The organism is Streptomyces sp. A5-4 (genome assembly GCF_051131715.1).
In the GTDB taxonomy this organism is placed as follows: Bacteria; Actinomycetota; Actinomycetes; order Streptomycetales; family Streptomycetaceae; genus Streptomyces.
Genome location: NZ_CP178591.1, coordinates 5,217,146 through 5,238,290 on the forward strand (window position 1 = coordinate 5,217,146; position 21,145 = coordinate 5,238,290).

At 71.4% G+C, this 21,145-nt stretch carries 16 protein-coding genes; 13 read left to right on the top strand and 3 right to left on the bottom strand.

Translation table 11 applies throughout. The features are described 5' to 3' along the window. The first annotated feature begins 14 nt into the window (after positions 1-14). The 5 genes from ACLLJJ_RS24385 (at position 15) to sucD (ending at position 7,255) form a co-directional block, all read left to right on the top strand. Entirely contained in the window at positions 15-1,136 is a 1,122-nt protein-coding gene (locus ACLLJJ_RS24385; protein ID WP_434595342.1) for an ATP-binding protein, read from the top strand. Continuing rightward, a complete protein-coding gene (locus ACLLJJ_RS24390; protein WP_434595345.1) occupies positions 1,115-3,655 on the top strand; it encodes a DUF5682 family protein in 2,541 nt (846 codons plus the stop codon). Before ACLLJJ_RS24385 ends, ACLLJJ_RS24390 begins: the two co-directional genes overlap by 22 nt. Then, positions 3,652-4,890: a VWA domain-containing protein gene (locus ACLLJJ_RS24395; protein WP_434595348.1), complete on the top strand. Its 1,239-nt coding sequence runs from the start codon at positions 3,652-3,654 to the stop codon at positions 4,888-4,890. The genes ACLLJJ_RS24390 and ACLLJJ_RS24395 overlap by 4 nt, the downstream gene beginning before the upstream one ends. Positions 4,891-5,170: 280 nt before the next feature. Then, positions 5,171-6,349 (top strand): ADP-forming succinate--CoA ligase subunit beta, encoded by a 1,179-nt coding sequence (gene sucC, locus ACLLJJ_RS24400; protein ID WP_283519877.1) that lies wholly within the window; start codon positions 5,171-5,173, stop codon positions 6,347-6,349. Between the two features lie 21 nt (positions 6,350-6,370). Beyond that, a complete protein-coding gene (gene sucD, locus ACLLJJ_RS24405; RefSeq protein WP_283519878.1) occupies positions 6,371-7,255 on the top strand; it encodes a succinate--CoA ligase subunit alpha in 885 nt (294 codons plus the stop codon). Between the two features lie 187 nt (positions 7,256-7,442). Here sucD and ACLLJJ_RS24410 read toward each other — a convergent pair whose 3' ends face one another. Beyond that, complete coding sequence (locus ACLLJJ_RS24410) at positions 7,443-8,705, bottom strand: sigma factor-like helix-turn-helix DNA-binding protein (protein WP_434595352.1); 1,263 nt, start codon at positions 8,703-8,705, stop codon at positions 7,443-7,445. Between the two features lie 116 nt (positions 8,706-8,821). Between ACLLJJ_RS24410 and ACLLJJ_RS24415 the strand changes: the two genes are divergently transcribed. Continuing rightward, positions 8,822-10,780: a cell division protein PerM gene (locus ACLLJJ_RS24415; protein ID WP_434595355.1), complete on the top strand. Its 1,959-nt coding sequence runs from the start codon at positions 8,822-8,824 to the stop codon at positions 10,778-10,780. 344 nt (positions 10,781-11,124) lie between these two features. On the opposite strand, the gene ACLLJJ_RS24420 is transcribed toward ACLLJJ_RS24415, so the two are convergent. Then, positions 11,125-12,024 (bottom strand): hypothetical protein, encoded by a 900-nt coding sequence (locus ACLLJJ_RS24420; protein ID WP_434595357.1) that lies wholly within the window; start codon positions 12,022-12,024, stop codon positions 11,125-11,127. A gap of 263 nt (positions 12,025-12,287) precedes the next feature. Here ACLLJJ_RS24420 and purN point away from each other — a divergent pair, with 263 nt between their 5' ends. Both purN and purH read left to right on the top strand, forming a co-directional pair. Continuing rightward, positions 12,288-12,932, top strand: coding sequence for a phosphoribosylglycinamide formyltransferase (gene purN, locus ACLLJJ_RS24425; protein WP_434595359.1), 645 nt, complete (start codon positions 12,288-12,290; stop codon positions 12,930-12,932). Then, the gene (gene purH, locus ACLLJJ_RS24430; RefSeq protein ID WP_434595362.1) at positions 12,929-14,488 is read left to right on the top strand and encodes a bifunctional phosphoribosylaminoimidazolecarboxamide formyltransferase/IMP cyclohydrolase; all 1,560 of its coding nucleotides are present in this window, start codon (positions 12,929-12,931) and stop codon (positions 14,486-14,488) included. The genes purN and purH overlap by 4 nt, the downstream gene beginning before the upstream one ends. 82 nt (positions 14,489-14,570) lie before the next feature. On the opposite strand, the gene ACLLJJ_RS24435 is transcribed toward purH, so the two are convergent. Further along, complete coding sequence (locus ACLLJJ_RS24435; protein ID WP_434595365.1) at positions 14,571-15,326, bottom strand: RDD family protein; 756 nt, start codon at positions 15,324-15,326, stop codon at positions 14,571-14,573. Between the two features lie 242 nt (positions 15,327-15,568). Here ACLLJJ_RS24435 and ACLLJJ_RS24440 point away from each other — a divergent pair, with 242 nt between their 5' ends. From ACLLJJ_RS24440 to ACLLJJ_RS24460, 5 genes are all read left to right on the top strand, one after another. Next, positions 15,569-16,444 (top strand): bifunctional methylenetetrahydrofolate dehydrogenase/methenyltetrahydrofolate cyclohydrolase, encoded by an 876-nt coding sequence (locus ACLLJJ_RS24440; protein WP_434595367.1) that lies wholly within the window; start codon positions 15,569-15,571, stop codon positions 16,442-16,444. A gap of 30 nt (positions 16,445-16,474) precedes the next feature. Then, a complete protein-coding gene (locus tag ACLLJJ_RS24445; RefSeq protein ID WP_434595370.1) occupies positions 16,475-17,284 on the top strand; it encodes a DUF3017 domain-containing protein in 810 nt (269 codons plus the stop codon). A 485-nt stretch (positions 17,285-17,769) separates the two neighbouring features. After that, positions 17,770-18,150 (top strand): VOC family protein, encoded by a 381-nt coding sequence (locus tag ACLLJJ_RS24450; protein WP_434595372.1) that lies wholly within the window; start codon positions 17,770-17,772, stop codon positions 18,148-18,150. A gap of 451 nt (positions 18,151-18,601) precedes the next feature. Continuing rightward, on the top strand, positions 18,602-19,756 hold the full coding sequence (locus tag ACLLJJ_RS24455) for a DUF2690 domain-containing protein (protein ID WP_434595375.1): 1,155 nt from the start codon (positions 18,602-18,604) through the stop codon (positions 19,754-19,756). Between the two features lie 354 nt (positions 19,757-20,110). Continuing rightward, a complete protein-coding gene (locus ACLLJJ_RS24460; protein WP_283519890.1) occupies positions 20,111-21,100 on the top strand; it encodes a malate dehydrogenase in 990 nt (329 codons plus the stop codon). Positions 21,101-21,145 lie beyond the last annotated feature (45 nt).

Here is a 21,145-nt window from a genome sequence, read left to right on the forward strand (position 1 = left end):
CTGGAGGGGGATCCATGACCGTGCCCGAAACCAAGGCTGTCGGCAGTGCGGCGAGCGGTGAGGCTCTGCGGCCGCACGCCGAGGACGCGTTCGCCGAAGAGCTCAAGGCGCTCGCCGCGGCCGACGACCGGCCGCGGCCCGCCCGGTGGCTGCTCTCACCTTGGGCCGTCGCCACCTACCTGCTCGGCGGGACCCTGCCCGACGGCACGGTGATCACGCCGAAGTACGTGGGGCCGCGCCGGATCGTCGAAGTCGCCGTCACCACCCTCGCCACCGACCGCGCGCTGCTCCTGCTCGGAGTCCCCGGCACCGCCAAGACCTGGGTCTCCGAGCACCTCGCCGCCGCCGTGAGCGGCGACTCCACCCTGCTGGTGCAGGGCACGGCGGGGACGCCGGAGGAAGCCATCCGCTACGGCTGGAACTACGCCGAGCTGCTCGCGAACGGGCCGAGTCGCGCCGCGCTCGTTCCCAGTCCCGTCATGCGCGCCATGGCCGACGGCATGACCGCACGTGTCGAGGAGCTGACCCGTATCCCGGCGGACGTGCAGGACAGCCTGATCACGATCCTGTCGGAGAAGACCCTGCCCATCCCGGAGTTGGGCATGGAGACACAGGCCGTCCGGGGGTTCAACGTCATCGCCACCGCCAACGACCGCGACCGCGGGGTCAACGAACTCTCCAGCGCGCTCCGCCGCCGCTTCAATACGGTCGTGCTGCCGCTGCCCGCGACCGCGGACGCGGAGGTCGACATCGTGTCGCGACGCGTCGACCAACTGGGCCGCTCGCTCGACCTGCCGACCACACCGGACGGGATCGAAGAGATCCGGCGGGTGGTCACGGTCTTCCGCGAGCTGCGTGACGGTGTCACCTCCGACGGCCGTACGAAGATCAAGTCGCCCTCGGGGACGCTGTCCACGGCCGAGGCGATCTCCGTCGTCACCAGCGGTCTCGCCCTCGCCGCGCACTTCGGGGACGGTGTGCTGCGTCCCGGTGACGTGGCCGCCGGTCTGCTCGGCGCCGTCGTGCGCGACCCGGCCGCGGACCGCGTGATCTGGCAGGAGTACCTGGAGACGGTGGTCCGCGAGCGGGACGGCTGGAAGGACTTCTACCGCGCATGCCGGGAGGTTTCGGCGTGACGGCGGGCCCGCTGCTGCTGGGGGTGCGCCACCACGGGCCGGGCTCGGCCCGCGCGGTGCGGAGTGCGCTCGACGCCGTGGGGCCCCGGGCCGTGCTGATCGAGGGGCCCCCCGAGGGGGACGCGCTGCTGTCCCTCGCGGCGGACGAGCAGATGCGCCCGCCGGTAGCCCTGCTCGCGCATGTCACGGACGACCCCGGCCGGGCCGCTTTCTGGCCGCTGGCCGAGTTCTCCCCGGAGTGGGTCGCGATCCGCTGGGCCCTCGGGCGTGGTGTTCCGGTGCGCTTCATCGATCTCCCGGCGGCGCATTCGCTGGCGCTCGTTGAAGAGGAAGATGAGGCGGACGAAGAGGAGCAGGGAAGGGGTGGGCGCGAAAGCGAGGAGGAGAGCGCGGCGCGGGGCGGTGCGGGGGTGGCGGACGAGGACGCCGACTCCACGGGCGGCGACGGTGGCCGGCCGGAAGACGGTTCCCCCGCCCCCGGTGACCTGCGCATCGACCCGATCGCGGTCCTCGCGGAGACCGCCGGGTACGACGACCCCGAGCGCTGGTGGGAGGACGTCGTCGAGCACCGCGGCCCGTCCGCCGAAGACACGGAGCGGGAAGCCGCCCTCGCGCCCTTCGACGCGATCGCCGAGGCCATGGCAGTGCTGCGGGAGGAATACGGGGACGGCGGGTACACCCGTGACCGCGTGCGCGAGGCCTATATGCGGACCCGGTTGCGGGCCGCGCGCAAGGAGTTCGGCGACGAGATCGCCGTTGTCTGCGGGGCATGGCACCTTCCCGCGCTGCACGAGAAGGCCGCCACGGCCACCGCCGACCGGGCGCTGCTCAAGGGGCTGCCCAAGGTCAGGACCGAGATGACCTGGGTGCCCTGGACACACCGCAGGCTCGCCCGGCACAGCGGATATGGCGCGGGCATCGACTCGCCCGGCTGGTACGGGCACCTCTTCGGCGCCAGGGACCGGCCGATCGAGCGCTGGATGACCAAGGTCGCCGGGCTGCTGCGGGGCGAGGACCGGATGGTGTCCTCCGCCCACGTCATCGAGGCCGTCCGGCTCGCCGAGACCTTGGCCGCCATGCGCGGGCGGCCCCTCGCGGGGCTGACGGAGACGACCGACGCGGTGCGCGCCGTGATGTGCGAGGGCTCCGACGTGCCGCTCGCGCTCATCCATGACCGGCTCGTCGTCGGTGATGTGCTCGGCGAGGTCCCGGACGCGGCGCCCGTCGTGCCGCTGCAACGCGACCTGACCCGGGCGCAGCGCACCCTGCGACTCAAACCGGAGTCGCTGGAAAGGGAGTTGGAGCTGGACCTCCGTAAGGAGACCGACGCGTCGCGCAGCCGGCTGCTGCACCGGCTGCGGCTGCTGTCCATCGACTGGGGCGGGCCCGCCACGGGGCGGGGGAGCACCGGTACGTTCCGGGAGAGCTGGCTGCTGCGCTGGGAGCCCGAGTTGGCGGTGCGGGTCGCGGAGGCCGGGGTGTGGGGCACCACCGTCCTCTTGGCCGCCACCGCCAAGGCGGAGTCCGAAGCCATCTCGGCGACCGCGCTCGCCGATGTCACCGCGCTCGCCGAGCGGTGCCTCCTGGCCGAACTGCCGGACGCCCTGCCGGTGGTGATGCGGGCCCTCGCGGACCGCGCCGCGCTGGACGCGGACGTCGGCAACCTGGCCCGGGCGCTGCCCGCCCTGGCCCGCTCCCTGCGGTACGGCGACGTACGCGGCACGGACACGGTCGCGCTCGGCGAGGTCGCGGCCGGTCTGGCCGAGCGGATCTGCGTGGGGCTGCCGCCCGCCTGCACGGGCCTCGACGCGGACGGCGCCACGGAGATGCGCCGCCACCTCGACGCGGTCCAGACGGCGATCGGCCTGCTGGCGGAGACCACTCCGCACGCCCCGGACGAGCCCGGCCCCGATGCCCGCACCCCCGGTGGACTGCGCGGGCGTTGGGCCGCCGTGCTGCGCAAGCTCGCGGAGCGGGATTCCGTGGGAGGCGTCATCCGGGGGCGGGCCGTGCGGCTGCTGCTGGACGACGGGCGGCTCGCGGAGGACGAGGCCGCCCGGCTCATGGGGCTCGCGCTGTCACCCGGCACCCCGCCCGCCGACGCGGCGGCCTGGATCGAGGGCTTCGTCGGCGGTGCCTCGGGCGGAGGAATGCTCCTCGTGCACGACGCGCGCCTCCTGGGCCTGGTCGACGCCTGGCTGGCCGGTGTCCCCGACCAGGCGTTCACCGACGTGCTTCCGCTGCTGCGCCGCACGTTCTCGGCGTACGAGCCGGGTGTGCGACGCACTTTGGGCGAGCTGGTCAGGCGCGGGCCGACCACGGCCGGACCGGCCCGCACCGAAGCCGGAGCACCCGGTTTCGGCCCCGGCCTGGACGAACAGCGGGCCGAAGCCGTGATGCCGGTGCTGGCGCTGCTGCTCGGCACGGACACCACCCACCTGAGGGAGAGCCGCAGCCACGTCAGCAACGACAACCACGTCAGCAACCAACCGAAGGTCTTGACGGAGGAGGCCCGATGAGCACGTACGGCAATGACGTGGACGCTGCGGTCGGCTCTGCCACGGTCGACTCCCAGGTGGCCGGCCCCGCCAGGGACTCCGCCGGTGGCGAGCGGCTCAGGCGGTGGCGGCTCGTGCTGGGCGGGCAGGACGCTGACGGGACCGGGTGCGTGCTCGGTGGTCAGGACGCCGCGATGGACGGCGCCTTGACCGCGCTCTACGGCGGCGGCGGCGCCAAGGGACGCCGCGACAGCAACCGGTCGGCCGGGCTCGGTGCCTCCGCGCCGTCCGTAGCGCGCTGGCTCGGCGACATCCGAACGTATTTCCCCAGTTCCGTCGTGCAGGTCATGCAGCGCGACGCGATCGACCGCCTGGGTCTCTCCGCCCTGCTGTTGGAGCCGGAGATGCTGGAGGCCGTCGAGGCGGACGTCCATCTGGTCGGGACGCTGCTCTCGCTGAACAAGGTGATGCCGGAGACGACCAAGGAAACGGCCCGAGCGGTCGTGCGCAAGGTCGTCGACGACCTGGAGAAGCGCCTGGTCACCCGCACCAGGGCCACGCTCGCCGGGGCCCTCGACCGCAGCGCCCGCATCAACCGCCCCCGGCACCGGGACATCGACTGGGACCGGACGATCCGGGCCAACCTCAAGAACTACCTGCCCGAGTACCGGAGCATCGTTCCCGAGCGGCTCATCGGGTACGGACGGGCTTCGCAGTCGGTGAAGAAGGAGGTTGTGCTGTGCATCGACCAGTCGGGGTCGATGGCCGCCTCTGTCGTCTACGCGTCCGTGTTCGGCGCGGTGCTGGCCTCCATGCGCTCGATCGCGACCCGGCTCGTCGTCTTCGACACAGCCGTGGTCGACCTCACCGACCAGTTGGACGATCCGGTCGACGTCCTCTTCGGCACCCAGCTCGGCGGCGGCACGGACATCAACCGGGCCCTCGCGTACTGCCAGTCGCAGATCACCCGCCCGGCCGACACCGTGGTCGTCCTCGTCAGCGATCTCTACGAGGGCGGGATACGGGACGAGATGCTCAAGCGGGTCGCGGCGATGAAGGCGTCGGGGGTGCAGTTCGTGGCGTTGCTCGCACTGTCCGACGAGGGCGCGCCGGCGTACGACAGGGAGCACGCGGCTGCCCTCGCCGCCCTCGGGGCGCCCGCCTTCGCCTGTACGCCCGAGCTCTTCCCCGAAGTAATGGCAGCGGCCATCGAGAAGCGCCCGCTCCCCATACCGGACACGGCGCCCCACCAGTGAGGCAAGGTGACGACGGCCACCGGTGGGGCCAAGGGCGCGACGGCGTCTCGCGAGGCGCCTCGGGCCGGTCACAAGTGCAATCTGTGACCGGTATCACCGCTCAGGTGTGATCTGCGATTTAGGGTCCTACGGCCCTCGGGGATAACCTGCGAGACGGACATGCCGCGTACCGGACACCGTGTACGCCTCCCTTGTGACAGCGCCGTCACGTTGCCCTTTGCGGCACGCCCATTGCAGACAATGCAACGAACCGCGATCACACGAAAAGGGACGGACGCGCGTGGACCTGTTCGAGTACCAGGCGAGGGATCTCTTCGCCAAGCACGGTGTACCGGTGCTGGCCGGTGAAGTCATCGACACGCCCGAGGCGGCCCGCGCAGCAACCGAGCGCCTGGGCGGCAAGGCTGTCGTCAAGGCGCAGGTCAAGGTCGGTGGCCGAGGCAAGGCCGGCGGCGTGAAGCTGGCCTCCAGCCCCGCCGACGCTGTTGCCAAGTCCGATGTCATTCTGGGCATGGACATCAAGGGCCACACGGTCCACAAGGTGATGCTGGCCGAGACCGCGGACATCGCGGAGGAGTACTACGTCTCCTTCCTCCTCGACCGCACCAACCGCACCTTCCTCGCCATGGCGTCCGTAGAGGGCGGCGTGGAGATCGAGGTCGTCGCGGAGGAGAACCCCGACGCGCTGGCCAAGATTCCGGTCGACGCCAACGAGGGCTGTACTCCGGAGAAGGCCGCGGAGATCGTCGCCGCCGCGAAGTTCCCGGCGGAGATCGCCGACCAGGTGGCCGACGTCCTGCAGAAGCTGTGGGTCGTCTTCATCAAGGAGGACGCTCTCCTCGTTGAGGTCAACCCGCTGATCAAGTCGGGCGACGGCAAGATCATCGCGCTGGACGGCAAGGTGTCTCTCGATGAGAACGCCGACTTCCGCCAGCCGGAGCACGAGGCGCTCGAGGACAAGGCCGCAGCCAACCCGCTCGAGGCTGCTGCCAAGGCCAAGAACCTCAACTACGTCAAGCTCGACGGCTCGGTCGGCATCATCGGCAACGGCGCGGGTCTCGTCATGAGCACCCTCGACGTCGTCGCGTACGCCGGTGAGAAGCACGACAACGTGAAGCCCGCCAACTTCCTCGACATCGGCGGCGGCGCCTCCGCCGAGGTCATGGCGAACGGCCTGGAGATCATTCTCGGCGACCCGGACGTCGAGTCCGTGTTCGTCAACGTCTTCGGTGGCATCACCGCCTGCGACGAGGTCGCCAACGGCATCATTCAGGCCCTGGCCCTCCTGAAGTCGAAGGGCGAGGCGGTCAACAAGCCGCTGGTCGTGCGCCTCGACGGCAACAACGCGGAGCTGGGTCGCAAGATCCTGTCCGACGCCAACCACCCGCTCGTACAGCGCGTGGACACCATGGACGGCGCGGCCGACAAGGCCGCCGAGCTCGCCGCGGCTGCGAAGTAAGGGACGAGGGACACCACAACCATGGCTATCTTCCTCACCAAGGACAGCAAGGTCATCGTCCAGGGGATGACCGGCGCCACGGGCATGAAGCACACCAAGCTCATGCTGGCTGACGGCACCAACATCGTCGGCGGCGTGAACCCGCGCAAGGCCGGCACGTCCGTCGACTTCGACGGCACGTCCGTCCCGGTCTTCGGCTCCGTCGCCGAGGCGATCGAGAAGACCGGCGCGGACGTCTCCGTCGTCTTCGTGCCGCCGGCCTTCGCCAAGGCCGCCGTAGTCGAGGCGATCGACGCCGAGATCGGTCTCGCCGTCGTGATCACCGAGGGCATCGCCGTCCACGACTCCGCCGCCTTCTGGGCGCACGCGGTGTCGAAGGGCAACAAGACCCGGATCATCGGCCCGAACTGCCCCGGTCTCATCACCCCGGGCCAGTCCAACGCCGGCATCATCCCGGGCGACATCACCAAGCCCGGCCGCATCGGTCTCGTGTCCAAGTCCGGCACGCTGACCTACCAGATGATGTACGAGCTCCGTGACCTCGGTTTCTCCTCGGCCGTCGGCATCGGTGGCGACCCGGTCATCGGTACCACGCACATCGACGCCCTCCAGGCGTTCGAGGCCGACCCCGAGACCGACCTGATCGTGATGATCGGCGAGATCGGTGGCGACGCGGAAGAGCGCGCGGCCGACTACATCGCGAAGAACGTCACGAAGCCGGTCGTCGGATACGTCGCGGGCTTCACCGCGCCGGAGGGCAAGACCATGGGCCACGCAGGCGCCATCGTCTCCGGCTCTTCGGGCACCGCCCAGGCGAAGAAGGAGGCCCTTGAGGCCGCGGGCGTCAAGGTCGGCAAGACGCCGACCGAGACGGCCAAGCTGGCGCGCGAGATCCTCGCTGCCTGATCGTCTGATCGCCGGCCGTCTGATCCTGGTCGCTGGTCGCTGATGAGGCGTCCGTACAGCGGTCTGCGCAATTGGTTGTGCAGCCGTCGGTGCGGTCGTTTGTGCAGTGTTTTTACGGTGCGGGCCCGCACCCCCCTTCGAGGGGGTGCGGGCCCGCCCGCGTGTACGGGCACGTGTCCGGGGGTTTCTAGCGGGCCAGTGGGACCAACCGCTCCGGGCCGTTCATGGGCTCTGCCCGGAGTCTGTCGCGGAGTTCGATGTCCTCTTCCGACAGCTTGAGCGGGCCGCCGCGGACGGGGACTCCGTCGACCGTTTCGCCCGGGGCGCGCGGGGGCTCGTACCGGGTGGGGGCCGTGACGAGCGTGAACGCGGTCGCGCCGATGATCAACGTGGTGAGGGCGATGGCCGCCCGCGTACAGAACCGCGTCCTGCGCTCGCTGCCCGTCCGTACAGCGCGGCCCGGCGGCAGCGTGGCGGCGGGCTGGAGGTCGGACAGGGTGCCGAGGCGCTCGTGCAACAGGGCCGACTGCTCGGCGGGGGTGCTCGCCCGGGCCAGCTCCGGCAGCCGTTCCACCACGGCGGCGCGCGCGTTGACCAGGCGGTTCGCGGTGGCCGGGGTGCTTGCCTCCGTCTCGGCGGCCGTCTCAGGCAGGTCGAGGCCCAGGCCGTCGTAGAGCAGCAGCGTGCGGCGGTACGCGGGCGGCAGGTCGAGCAGAGCGTCGAGCAGTTCGCGCCGGTCGGGCGCGGCGGGCACCCGGTCGGGGTATTTGTGGCCGCACCGCAGCCGGTGCCAGGGGGACATGGCGTACTCGTACGCCGCCGCCCGCACCCAGCCCGCCGGATCCCGGTCGGTCGCCACCTCGGGCCAGCGCTGCCAGGCGAGGTGGAAGGCGTGCCGCACGGACTCCCGGGAGAGCCGCTGGCGCCCGGTGAGGAGATAGGCCTGGCGCAGTATGGCCGGGGCGCTGCGCGTGTACAGGGCGTCGAAGGCCTCGGCGGGCGTGAGGTCCGGAACGGGAGGCTCGACGGGGCCCGCGACCGGGACCACGGCGGGGGCTGGCTCGGCCCCTGATGCCGCTGCGGCGTCGGTCTCCGGCCCCGGGTCGGGCGCAGCCGCGCGTTCAGGCTCGGCTTCGGATTCAGGTGCCGAGGCCGGTGCGGATGTCGATGCGGGTTCCGGTGCGACGACGGGATCGGGGGCGAGGCCGGGCATTCGCTCCGGCTCGCGGGGCTTCTTCGCCTCCGCCGCGACGAGCATCCTCAGGTACGCCTGGCGCTTGCGCCCCTTGGGGCTGGTGCGGCCCGTTTCCCATGACCGCACCGTCTCGCGCGTGACCCCTATGGCGGTGGCGATCTGCTCATGGGACAGCGATTTCGCCTCGCGCAGCCTGCGCCGCTCCTTGGGAGAGGGCAGGGAAGAGGCCGAGACGGTGGAAGTGCTCTGCGTCATGAAGGACCCCCCACAGCACTGCGCCAGTCGAAAAAGTACATAAACATATATTGAGCGACACGACAGCTGTTCGCCTGTTACGCGGAATAAGCGCGTGTCGTTGGCAGCATGGCCGGGTGACTCAAGTGACCGAACGCGAACGCGCCCCGTGGTTGTCGTCCGTGCACAGTCGTTCCTCGGCGCAGGCCGCCTGCATCGCGCGGGGGGTGATCGCGGCGGGGCTCGGGCTGGGCTCGCTCGCCGTGCTGGTGATGGTGCTGTGGATCAGTTCCCCGTATCCGGACAGTGGCCCTGCCGGGGCGCTGCACGTCGCCGCCGGGCTGTGGCTGCTCGCTCACGGCACGGAACTCGTCCGGCACGACACCCTCTCCGGCGTCCCCGCCCCGGTCGGACTGGCCCCGATGCTGCTGATCGCCCTGCCGGTGTGGCTCGCGCACCGGGCCGCGCGGGATGCCCTCGATCCCGAGCAGGAGCGGGCGCGGCCGTCCGCCCGTAGCGCCTTCTGGGGTGTGACGATCGGCTATCTGCTGATCGGCGGCGCCGCGCTGCTCTACGCCTCCGGCGGGCCACTGCCCGCCGCACCGCTCAGCGCCGCCATCCATCTGCCCGTCGTCACCATGGCGGCGGCGGCTGCCGGGGTGTGGACGGCGAACGGACGACCGTACGGGCCGCTGCCCGGCTGGATTCCAGGGGGCGTGCGGGATGCCCTTGTGCGCCCCCGGCTGCTGGTCGCACTCCGGGCCGCTGCGGCCGGTGTCATGGTCCTGGTGGGCGGCGGCGCGCTGCTGGTCGCGGTCTCGCTGGTGTGGCACGCGGGATCGGCGCAGGGTGCGTTCCTCCAGCTCACGGGGGTGTGGTCAGGACGGTTCGCGGTGCTGATGCTCGCTGTCGCGCTGGTGCCGAACGCGGCGGTGTGGGGGGCCGCGTACGGACTCGGACCCGGGTTCGCCATGGGTGCGGGCGCGACGGCCACACCTCTGGCTGTCGCGGGGAGTCCCGCCCTTCCGCACTTTCCGCTGCTCGCGGCGCTGCCCGTCGAGGGGCGGGGGACGCCCGGGAGCCTGGCCTCGTTCGCCGTGCCGGTCGTCGCGGCGGCGGTGATCGTCTGGTTCACCGTGCGCAGGGCGGCGCCCGCCTTCGCTGTACGGGAGGAGGCCTGGAGCCGTCGCGAGACGGCGCTCACCGCGGCTCTGGCGGGCGCGGGTTGCGCGGTGGCGACGGCGGTGCTCGCGGCGCTGGCCGGCGGGCCGCTGGGCACCGGGGACCTGTCGGCCTTCGGCCCCTCGTGGTGGCGTGCGGGCGTGGCGGCGCTGGTGTGGACGGTCGTGCTCGGTGTCCCGGGCGCGGTGCTCCTGCGCGCGTGGCGGCTGCGGAAACGGACACCGCGGACGTGGCGTGGGCGCGCGGGGGTGCCGGTGGCGGATGCGGGCGCCGGTCCGGCTGTCGAGGTGGACGCCGCGAAGCGGAAGTGGTGGCGGCGTGCGTCACACGGCAGCGGTGGCGGTGGCGAAGGTGCGGAAGCCCCGGCCGACGAAGCTGTCGTGGCCGTCGCGGCCGTGCCGGTGAAGACCGCGCGCTGGTGGCGGCGTGGTGGGGCGCCGGGCGCTGTGGAGGCGGTGGCCGCCGCAGAGTCGGCCGAAGCGGAATCGGTGCCCTGGTGGCGGCCCGGTGGGCAGGGCGAGGGCGACGTGGCCGGTGGCGACAGCGGTACGTCGGACGACAGGGCGGTCGACGCTGCTGGTGCTGGTGCTGGTGCTGGTGCTGGTGCTGGTGCTGCTGCCGGTGCCGGTGGTGGGGCGGACCCGGGCGGGCGTTGGTGGCGTCGGTCGCGTCGGGACCGGACCCCGGCTCGGAGCGCGGCCGGCTCTGCGCAGCTGGAGGACGAGGAGGTGTCGTACGACTTCCTGCCTGCGGATGATCCGGGGGCGGTGTGGCACGACAGCGGGGTGCGGGAAGCGCGGTGGGCGGCGGTCAAGGAGGCGTCGGGCGGGCTGATGGCGGACATCCCGCCGGATCGGGACCACCCGGTGTCACCGACGCCGCCGCCGACGCCACCGGCGCCAGGGGAAAGGTAGGCCGCTGGGGGCGATCCTGCCCGCAGCTTCCCGCTCCCGTACGGGCACCCCCACCCGCGGTTTCCCGCTCCCGGGCGGGCCTGCCCGCAGCTTCCTGCTTCCGCCCGCAGCTTCCTGCTTCCGCCCGCAGCTTCCTGCTCCCGTACGGGCACGCCCGCCCGCAGCTTCCTGCTCCCGTACGGGCACGCCCACCCGCAGTTTCCCGCTCCCGTACGGGCACGCCCGCCCGCAGTTTCCCGCTCCCGTACGGGCGCTCCCGCCCGCGGCCTCCTGCTCCCGTGCGGGCGCCCTACGCCCCGGGCGCAGGGCGCCCCCGCCCGCGGTTTCCTGCTCCCAGGGCTCCGCTACTCCTTCACCCCGAACACCGACCGCAGTGACTTCGGCAGCAAGTCGTTGCACGTCACCTCGGCCGACTGGGTCAGCGAGTCCTGCACGCACGTGTAGTAGTCGCGGTAGACGATCTGCACCGTGAACGTCGCCGCGACGATCGCCAGCGCGAGCGTCGCCGTGACCAGGCCGCTCACCGCCGCCGTCGTGAGCGGCTTGCTGCCGGGCGTCGCGCCTCCCGCGCCGATCCCACCGACCGCGGGCGGGCCGCCGGCGGCCACCGGGGCCGGCGGGGGGCTCGTCGGGTCGGCGGCCGGGTTCGGACGGTCGGCCGGCTTCACGCCGCGCAGGGCGCTGATGCCCCAGTAGAGCGCGAGCGCCCCGAGCAGCAGCGCGATCTCGGGGAGGTCGAAGAGCGCGCAGAAGAAGGCCCACATGCCGGCGAGCAGCGCGTAGCGGGCGCGCCGCTGCGCGGGGTCCGTCGGGTCCCAGCGCAGGCCCGTGCCCTTGTTGTCCGGGCCGCCCTGTCCCTCGGAGCCGCCCTGTCGGCCGCCGGGCCCGCCGAAGCCGCCGCCCTGCTGTCCGGGCTGGCGGCTGCTCCACTTGCTGCCCCACGCGGAGCGCGGCCTGTCCTCCGGCGCCGAGGGCCCACCGGAGCGGGGGTCGGAAGCGGGGGAATCCGAGTCGGGCGCGTCCCCGGACGCCGGCTTGCGCGGCTTCCAGGGCTGGTCCGGCCTGCCCTCGGGCGGCGGTGCGAACGGGTTGTCGTCCCCCTGTGGCGACTGGGGCGGGGTCGACGAGGACTGGCGGTCCCGCGGCAGCGACTGGGAGCCGCGCTCCCCGACATCTGTGAATGTCCCGAGGTGTGCCCCGGAGTGCGGCAGGCGGAGAGCCACGCGGCGGCGTCGGTCCGTCATCTGGTGAACGTCTTCCCCTCGGACCCCTGTACTGCGAAGGGCCTTGTGTCGTCTGTTCCCGTCCGGAGACGGATTGTTCGCGTCCGAGGACGCGAACCTGTCCCCTGACGCTACCTCCCGGCCGCGCACCCGTCCCGTGGGGGCGTCCCGGTGTGCCGGTATCGTTGCTGACGGTCGGCGCCTTCGTAGAGTTCCCCCAACCGGGGACGCGATCTGTTCGTACGACCACACAAGCCGCACCATCTGCGAGAAAGAGACCCGCTGTGGCCTCCCCGCCCCCCGCCCGTACACCGGCCCGACTCGTCGTTCTGGTCTCCGGTTCCGGTACGAACCTCCAGGCCCTGCTCGACGCCATCGACGAGAACCCCGCCGCGTACGGCGCCCGCGTTGTGGCCGTCGGAGCCGACCGCAACGGGATCGCAGGTCTTGAGCGCGCCGAGCGCGCCGGACTGCCGACCTTCGTCTGCCGCGTGAAGGACTTCGGCAGCCGCGAGGAGTGGGACGCGGCCCTGGCCGAGGCGACCGCGGCGTACGAACCGGACCTGGTGGTCTCGGCCGGCTTCATGAAGATCGTGGGCAAGGAATTCCTCGCCCGTTTCGGCGGCCGGTGCGTGAACACCCACCCCGCGCTGCTGCCCAGTTTTCCCGGAGCCCACGGCGTACGCGACGCGCTCGCGTACGGCGCACGGGTCACCGGATGCACCGTCCACTTCGTCGACGACGGCGTCGACACCGGTCCGATCATCGCTCAGGGCGTGGTCGAGGTCCGGGAGCAGGACTACGAAGACCACGGTGTCGCTCTCCATGAGCGCATCAAGGAAGTCGAGCGACGGCTGCTCGTCGATGTCGTGGGGCGCTTGGCCCGTAACGGCTACCGCATTGAGGGACGAAAGGTAGTTATCCAGTGACCGCCGAAGGTACGAAGCGGCCCATCCGCCGCGCGCTGGTCAGCGTCTATGACAAGACGGGTCTGGAGGACCTGGCCCGCGGTCTGCACGAGGCGGGCGTCACGCTGGTCTCCACCGGCTCCACCGCGGGGAAGATCGCCGCCGCCGGGGTGCCCGTCACCAAGGTCGAGGAGCTCACCGGCTTCCCCGAGTGCCTGGACGGCCGGGTGAAGACGCTGCACCCGCGCGTGCACGCCGGCATCCTCGCCGACCTGCGCCTCGACTCGCACCGCGAGCAGCTGGCCGAGCTGGGCGTCGAGCCCTTCGACCTGGTCGTCGTGAACCTCTACCCGTTCCAGCAGACCGTCGACTCGGGCGCGACCCCGGACGAGTGTGTCGAGCAGATCGACATCGGCGGCCCCTCGATGGTCCGCGCCGCCGCCAAGAACCACCCCTCGGTCGCGGTCGTCACCAGCCCGGAGCGGTACGCCGACGTGCTCGGCGCCGCGCGGAGCGGTGGGTTCGACCTCACCGCGCGCAAGCGCCTCGCGGCGGAGGCGTTCCGGCACACCGCCGAGTACGACGTGGCCGTGGCGGGCTGGTTCGCTGGCGACTACGCCGGTGACGGCGAGGACTTCCCGTCCTTCATCGGGGTCACGTACGAGCGTAAGAACGTCCTGCGTTACGGCGAGAACCCGCACCAGGGTGCCGCTCTCTACACCGGCGGCTGCGGGGGTCTGGCCGAGGCCGAGCAGTTGCACGGCAAGGAGATGTCGTACAACAACTACACGGACACCGATGCCGCGCGCCGGGCCGCGTACGACCACTCCGCGCCCTGCGTCGCGATCATCAAGCACGCCAACCCGTGCGGCATCGCGATCGGTGACGACGTCGCCGACGCGCACCGCAAGGCCCACGCCTGCGACCCGCTGTCCGCTTTCGGCGGTGTGATCGCCGTCAACCGGCCGGTGTCGGCGGCGATGGCCGAGCAGGTCGCGGAGATCTTCACCGAGGTCGTCGTCGCCCCGGACTACGAGGACGGCGCCGTCGAGATCCTCTCCCGGAAGAAGAACATCCGGGTGCTGCGCTGCGCCGAAGGGCCCCAGCCCCCGGCCGAGTTCAAGCCGATCGACGGCGGCGGGCTCGCGCAGGTCAAGGACGTCCTCCAGGCCGAGGGCGACGACCCGGCGAACTGGACGCTCGCCAGCGGCGAGGCGCTGTCCGCCAACGAGCTGACCGAACTGGCCTTCGCCTGGCGCGCCTGCCGCGCAGTGAAGTCCAACGCGATCCTGCTCGCCAAGGGCGGTGCGTCCGTCGGCGTCGGCATGGGACAGGTCAACCGCGTCGACTCCGCGAAGCTCGCGGTGGAGCGTGCGGGCGAGGAGCGCGCGCGGGGGGCGTACGCGGCTTCGGACGCGTTCTTCCCGTTCCCCGACGGCCTGGAGATCCTGCTGAACGCGGGCATCAAGGCCGTGGTGCAGCCGGGCGGTTCGGTCCGTGACGAGCAGGTCGTGGAGGCCGCGCAGAAGGCGGGCGCGACGATGTACTTCACGGGTACGCGCCACTTTTTCCACTGAGACATCAGGCACAACGCAGTACGGCCGAAGGCCGCAACCCGCCGGGGTTGCGGCCTTCGGCCGTACAACAGCGCAACGCTGGTTACTTCTTGATCACCAGGGTGCCGGCGGCACGGTCGTGCCAGCCCTGCAGCTTCCCGGAGTTGTCGAAGAACGGCGACAGGTAGACCAGGAGCGTGCCGATGCCGCAGAGGAGCGAGCCGACCATCGGGAGGATCCAGCGGATGAAGCCGCCACCGAGGCCCGGGACCTGGCCCGTGTTCTCCTTGATGACCTTCAGGCCGAGGGCCATCTTGCCAAGGGTCGCGCCGACGAAGGCGATCATCAGCCACTCGTAGAGCAGCGTGATGAGACCGAAGATCAGGATTGCGCCGAATGCCGTGGCGATGATGCCGGCGCTGGCGTCGGTGACGCACTGGTCGTAGCCGGGGCTGCCGGCGAGGCCACAAGCGTCGATGTCGTCCGCCGCGCCCATCGCGCCCGCCAGGCCGATGGCGCTGAAGATCAAGTACACGACGAAGATCGCGACGCCGTCGATGGCACGCGCGCCGAGGCGGCGGCCCATCGTGGGCACCTGGACCGTGCCAAGCACCGGGACGTTGATGTAGCCGCTGTTGGCCTGCAGAGTGCCGGGCGGCGGCGCCTGGGGGTAGCCGTAGCCGGGCTGGCCCTGCTGCGGGTCGCCCTGCGGGTAGCCGTATCCGGCCTGGCCCTGCGGGGGCACGCCCTGGGGCGCCTGCGGGTAGCCGTAACCGGGCTGGCCCTGCGGGGGCTGACCGGGCTGCTGCGGGGGCTGGCCCTGCTGGCCGTACGGGTTGTTCGGGTCGCCGAAACTCATGGCGGGGTTCCTCCGTTGAAATGCTGGGGACGTCGCGGCCCGAGCGGAGGAACAACACAAAATCAAGCGGTCAGCCCCCCGCCGCTCTCCGCGGCACTGCGCGGATCATCGTCGTAGTACGGTCGTCTTTTTGTCCAGTCGGTTCTTGTATGTGTTGTGCAAGTGCAACCTCGCTCGCCGCTACGGGCCCCGGACGCACGGCGGATTGGAACCATGGCGGGTCCATCCGCGAGGATGGGGGCATGACCGCCCAGATTCTCGATGGCAAGGCCACCGCAGCCGCGATCAAGTCCGATCTGACCGCCCGCGTGGCGACTCTGAAGTCCCAGGGCATCGTCCCCGGGCTCGGGACCCTGCTGGTCGGTGACGACCCGGGCAGTAAGTGGTACGTCGCGGGCAAGCACCGCGACTGCGCCCAGGTCGGGCTCGCTTCCCTCCAGCGCGAGCTGCCCGACACCGCCTCCCAGGAGGAGATCGAGGCGGTCGTACGGGAGCTCAACGACAACCCCGAATGCACGGGTTACATCGTCCAACTTCCGCTCCCCAAGGGCATCGACACCAACCGCGTCCTGGAGCTGATGGACCCGGCCAAGGACGCCGACGGCCTGCACCCGATGAGCCTCGGCCGGCTGGTGCTGGGCGAGAAGGGCCCGCTGCCCTGCACGCCGTACGGCATCGTCCAGTTGCTGCGCCACCACGGCGTCGAGATCAATGGCGCGCATGTCGTGGTCGTCGGACGCGGCATCACCATCGGCCGCCCGATGCCACTGGTCCTGACCCGCAAGTCCGAGAACGCGACCGTGACGCAGTGCCACACCGGTACGCGTGATCTGTCCTCGCACCTCAGGCAGGCGGACATCATCGTCGCCGCCGCCGGTGTGCCGCACCTCATCAAGCCCGAGGACGTGAAGCCGGGCGCGGCCGTGCTCGACGTCGGCGTCAGCCGCGACGAGAACGGCAAGATCGTCGGCGATGTCCACCCGGGCGTGGCGGAGGTGGCCGGCTGGGTCGCACCCAACCCCGGCGGTGTCGGGCCGATGACCCGCGCCCAACTGCTGGTGAACGTGGTCGAGGCCGCCGAGCGCGACGCGGCTGCCGCTGCCGCTGCCGCGAGCTGAGCGGGAGTGAGCGAGAGGGAAGCGTTGCCCATGGGCACGGGTGCGAGCCGGGACGTGACGTCGGACGCGGACGCGACGTCGGACGCGGGTACGGACGCGGGTACGGATGCGACGTCGGACGTGACGCCGGACGCGGGTGCGGACGTGACGCAGGACGTGACGCCGGACGCCGGTACGGGCGCGGTTCCGGACGCGGCTTCGGATGCGACTCCGGGCGCGGCTTCGGGCGCGGTTCCGGACGACAACCAGGCCGCCCCCGCGGCAGGTTCCCCGGCTGACGCGGACGGGCCCGCCGAGGCCTCCGAAGGCGTGACGGCCGCCGGTTCCTCCCCGGGCCCCGAGGGGGAGGCTTCCCCGGAGTCCGGGAGGGACGTCGAGGCGGACTTCTCCGAACCGCAGAGCAAGGGCGTCGTCAGCGTTCCGAGCCCGGAGGGGCCCGTCCGTTCCACGCGGCGCTTCCCTCTTTTCACCCGGGACACCGCGCGCCCCGAGGGCGGCGGTCGGGCGGCCCCCGGGGGCGCTGCCGCCCCGGTCCGGCAGTGGCCGTTCCTCGCGGTCATGGGCGTGACGGCGTTCGGGCTGCTGCTGGTCGCCGTCGATGCCTTCGGCATCGGTTTCCGGCTCGGCACCCTGCTGATCGGCCTGTCCCTGATCGGGGGCGCCGTGATGCGCCGGTTGATCCCGTCGGTGGGGATGCTGGCGGTGCGTTCGCGCTTCACCGACATGGTCACGTACGGGCTGTTGGGCGTCGTCATCTCGCTGCTCGCGCTGATGGCACAGCCCGCTCCCTGGCTGGAGATCCCCTTCCTGGAGGCCGTGGTCCGCTTCACCGTGCGCTGAAGCCCTTCACGCCGCGCTCAAGTCCGCGGCCACGCCGCGCTCAAAGTGCGCCGCCCCGCCCAGCCGCGCTCAAGTCCGCTGCCACGGTGCGCCGAAGCCCTGCGCGATGCGCCGATTCCGCATGTCCCAAAAGCCTGCCGTTTTCTCTCGATGTAAAGTATCTTGATGGCGAGATAAAGCGACGAGCCGCGGCATGCGCACGAGCGAGCCCGCTCCTGTGCGCACGCGAGCAGGGGACGTGTCCTGGACGCGCTCGACGAGAACCTCAGGAAGAAGATGTCCGCCTGAGAGAGGGCGTGCCGGTGGCAGGGGGAGGCGCGGGGAGAGGACGTGTCGGGGGCAGTGGGGAGGTCGGGTGGGCCGAAGCGGTCGTATGGCCAGAAACGTCGACCGCCCGGCCAGCGCGGAGCAAAAGGAGCTGCCGACGGGCGGGCTGCCGCCTACGGTTTCCGGGACCGCGTCACCAACCCCGAAGGAGGGCCGCGATGGCCGCTGAACTGAACCACACCGTTGTGCACGCCGAGGACAAGCAGGCCTCGGCCGAATTCATCGCCGACATCCTGGGCCTGGAAGTGGGCGCCCCGTTCGGGCCGTTCATCCCGGTCGACGTCGCCAACGGTGTGACGCTCGACTACTACACCAACGTCGGGCCCACCCTCGTGTCGCAGCACTACGCGTTCCTGGTCCCGGATGAGGAATTCGACACCATGATCGGCCGGATCAAGGCGGCCGGAGTCACCTATTACGCCGACCCCAACCACACCGAACCGGGTCGGATCAACCGTCTCTTCGGTGGTCGTGGTGCGTACTTCGAGGACCCGAACGGCCACAACATGGAGATCATCACCCGGCCGTACTCCCGGTAGTGAAGACCGGCCGGAAGTGCCCGGACAACGGCTCGCAGCACGGCACATACGACGGCGCCCGTCCTCTCCCCCGTGGGAGGACGAGCGCCGTCCGTACGGTGCGGGCCCGCGGTTGTTGCCCCCGCGTTGCCCGCACTTAAGAGTCATGGACGCGCCAAAACCGATCAAGAGTCGCCGGGTCCCTGTGTCATGGAAGTGACCATTCCGCCACGGTGCGATCACTGCGCAACAGAACGCGCCGCACAGGTGGGACACTGCGAGGATCTGGGACAGGGCGCGCAAGGTGTACGCCGGTGTCCCGAACGCTCCTGTGCGCCGCCACCCCCGGAACTGACATCCTGGGTTTGCGCATCCCTGTGGGTAGTCCGGATCACGGATGACGAAGGGCACGGCGGGGGCACGTGGACGCGGGGCACATCAGGTACGTACGGGGGGAAAAGGGGGAGGCGTAATGCCTCGTTGGAAGGCGCTGCCCGAGGAGCTGGATCCTCAGGTCACGGAGTTCACGAACCAGCTGCGCAGGCTCGTCGACCGAAGCGGGCTCAGCATCGCGGCGGTGGCGGACCGGACCGGGTACAGCAAGACGTCCTGGGAGCGCTATCTGAGCGGCCGACTGCTCGCGCCCAAGGGCGCGGTGGTCGTGCTGGCCGAGGTGACCGGCACGAACGCGGGGCACCTCACCACCATGTGGGAGCTCGCGGAGCGCGCCTGGAGCCGCTCCGAGATGCGCCACGACATGACCATGGAAGCGATCAGGATCTCGCAGGCGCGGGCCGCGCTGGGCGAGTTCGGTCAGACGCAGGCGCCGGTGAAGAACAGCAAGCCGGGCAAGCGTGTCGCCCCGAGCCACGCGTCCGGCCCCGGTCGCAGCCCCGCCCCCGGCCCCTCCGCCCCGGCGGCGGGCCCCGGGCGCTCCGGCGATGTGGGATCCGTCGGCGGTACGGGCCGGGGCGCGGGGGCCGGCCAGGGCGCGGCCCCCGTCGGCCCGTCGCCCGCCGCGCCTCCGCAGGGTTTCGGCGCCCCACCGCAGGGCTTCGGAGCACCGCCGCAGCCGTCGGGCGGCGACAGCGGCTCGCCCGACCAGCAGCGCCGTCGCCGGAAGGTGACGATGTTCCTCGCCGGTGTTGTGGGCACGCTCCTGCTGATCGCGGCCGTCGTGCTGCTGACCGACCTCGGCGGCAAGGACAAGCAGCCGACCGCGGACGAAAAGCCGTCCGCGACCCCGACGGCTTCGGCGCCCAAGCTGCCCGCCGGTGTGGAATGCGCCGGCGACGACTGCACGGGCAAGGACCCGGAGAACATGGGCTGCGGCGGCGACTTCGCCAAGACGACGGCCACCGCGACCATCGGCACCGCCGTCGTCGAGGTCCGGTACAGCAAGACATGCGGGGCGGCGTGGGCGCGTATCACCCGGGGCACGGCCGGCGACACCATAAGGATCACCTCCGGCGCCGAGGCGGGGACAGGCCCGGGTGCGGGCCAGGACGGCACGGTGGACGCGGACAAGGACGCGTACACCCCGATGCTCGCCGTCGCCGGGGCCACCGACGCGCAGGCGTGCGCGACGCTCACGACCGGGGTCAAGGGCTGCACCACGCCGGAGTAGACCGGGATAAAACGGGAGAAGAAAAAAGTGGTGGCCGAGGGGGCATGCCCATGCGGAACGGGGGCACGCGAGAGATATCCCCCCCACGGGTGCACAGCACCCCGGTGGCGGCCGTCGGCGCATCCCCCCTCCCGCGCCGACGGCCGCCGCCTGTGTGCGGGGACCGGCGGAGACCCGCGATGACACGCGGTGCGGGACGCGGATGTGCGCGGCACCACACGGGGCCGGGGGAACGGCGCTCCCGGGGTCCGATAGCCTGATCGCTGGATTTCTCTTCACATCAAGATTCACCGAAGAGATATCCGGAAAGTAGGGGCAGGGACCCCCACCGCCAGCTGTCTTACGGAGATCGCCATGACCCGCACTCCCGTGAATGTCACCGTCACCGGCGCGGCCGGACAGATCGGCTACGCGCTGCTCTTCCGTATCGCCTCCGGTCACCTGCTCGGCGCGGATGTGCCGGTCAAGCTGCGTCTCCTCGAAATCCCGCAGGGCCTGAAGGCCGCCGAGGGCACCGCCATGGAGCTTGACGACTGCGCCTTCCCGCTGCTCCAGGGCATCGAGATCACCGACGACCCGAACGTCGGCTTCGACGGCGCGAACGTGGCCCTCCTCGTCGGCGCCCGACCCCGCACCAAGGGGATGGAGCGCGGCGACCTGCTGTCCGCCAACGGCGGCATCTTCAAGCCGCAGGGCAAGGCCATCAACGACAACGCCGCGGACGACATCAAGGTCCTCGTCGTCGGCAACCCGGCCAACACCAACGCGCTCATCGCGCAGGCCGCGGCCCCGGACGTACCGGCCGAGCGCTTCACCGCGATGACCCGCCTCGACCACAACCGTGCGCTCTCGCAGCTCTCGAAGAAGACCGGCGTACCGGTCTCCGAGATCAAGAAGCTCACGATCTGGGGCAACCACTCCGCGACCCAGTACCCCGACATTTTCCACGCCGAGGTCGCCGGCAAGAACGCCGCCGAGGTCGTCAACGACGAGCAGTGGCTCGCCGACACCTTCATCCCGACCGTCGCCAAGCGCGGCGCGGCGATCATCGAGGCCCGTGGCGCGTCCTCGGCCGCCTCGGCCGCCAACGCCGCCATCGACCACGTCCACACGTGGGTCAACGGCACGGCCGCCGGAAACTGGACCTCGATGGGTATCCCGTCGGACGGCTCCTACGGCGTCCCCGAGGGCCTCATCTCGTCCTTCCCGGTCACCACGGCGAACGGCACGTACGAGATCGTCCAGGGCCTGGACATCAGCGACTTCTCCCGCACCCGCATCGACGCGTCGGTGCAGGAGCTCAAGGAAGAGCGTGACGCGGTCCGCGAGCTCGGCCTCATCTGAGTCCGTCCTCGCACGCCCGCCTCTGTGCGTACGCACCGCCGCCCC

Excerpts from the sequence above, each read along its gene's own strand:
- sucD (WP_283519878.1), top strand. The coding sequence starts at position 6,371 with ATGGCTATCTTCCTCACCAAGGACAGCAAGGTCATCGTCCAGGGGATG.
- ACLLJJ_RS24410 (WP_434595352.1), bottom strand. The coding sequence starts at position 8,705 with ATGACGCAGAGCACTTCCACCGTCTCGGCCTCTTCCCTGCCCTCTCCC.
- ACLLJJ_RS24440 (WP_434595367.1), top strand. The coding sequence starts at position 15,569 with ATGACCGCCCAGATTCTCGATGGCAAGGCCACCGCAGCCGCGATCAAG.
- ACLLJJ_RS24460 (WP_283519890.1), top strand. The coding sequence starts at position 20,111 with ATGACCCGCACTCCCGTGAATGTCACCGTCACCGGCGCGGCCGGACAG.
- ACLLJJ_RS24445 (WP_434595370.1), top strand. The coding sequence starts at position 16,475 with ATGGGCACGGGTGCGAGCCGGGACGTGACGTCGGACGCGGACGCGACG.
- ACLLJJ_RS24420 (WP_434595357.1), bottom strand. The coding sequence starts at position 12,024 with ATGACGGACCGACGCCGCCGCGTGGCTCTCCGCCTGCCGCACTCCGGG.
- ACLLJJ_RS24455 (WP_434595375.1), top strand. The coding sequence starts at position 18,602 with ATGCCTCGTTGGAAGGCGCTGCCCGAGGAGCTGGATCCTCAGGTCACG.
- ACLLJJ_RS24395 (WP_434595348.1), top strand. The coding sequence starts at position 3,652 with ATGAGCACGTACGGCAATGACGTGGACGCTGCGGTCGGCTCTGCCACG.
- ACLLJJ_RS24450 (WP_434595372.1), top strand. The coding sequence starts at position 17,770 with ATGGCCGCTGAACTGAACCACACCGTTGTGCACGCCGAGGACAAGCAG.
- ACLLJJ_RS24390 (WP_434595345.1), top strand. The coding sequence starts at position 1,115 with ATGCCGGGAGGTTTCGGCGTGACGGCGGGCCCGCTGCTGCTGGGGGTG.
- ACLLJJ_RS24435 (WP_434595365.1), bottom strand. The coding sequence starts at position 15,326 with ATGAGTTTCGGCGACCCGAACAACCCGTACGGCCAGCAGGGCCAGCCC.
- ACLLJJ_RS24385 (WP_434595342.1), top strand. The coding sequence starts at position 15 with ATGACCGTGCCCGAAACCAAGGCTGTCGGCAGTGCGGCGAGCGGTGAG.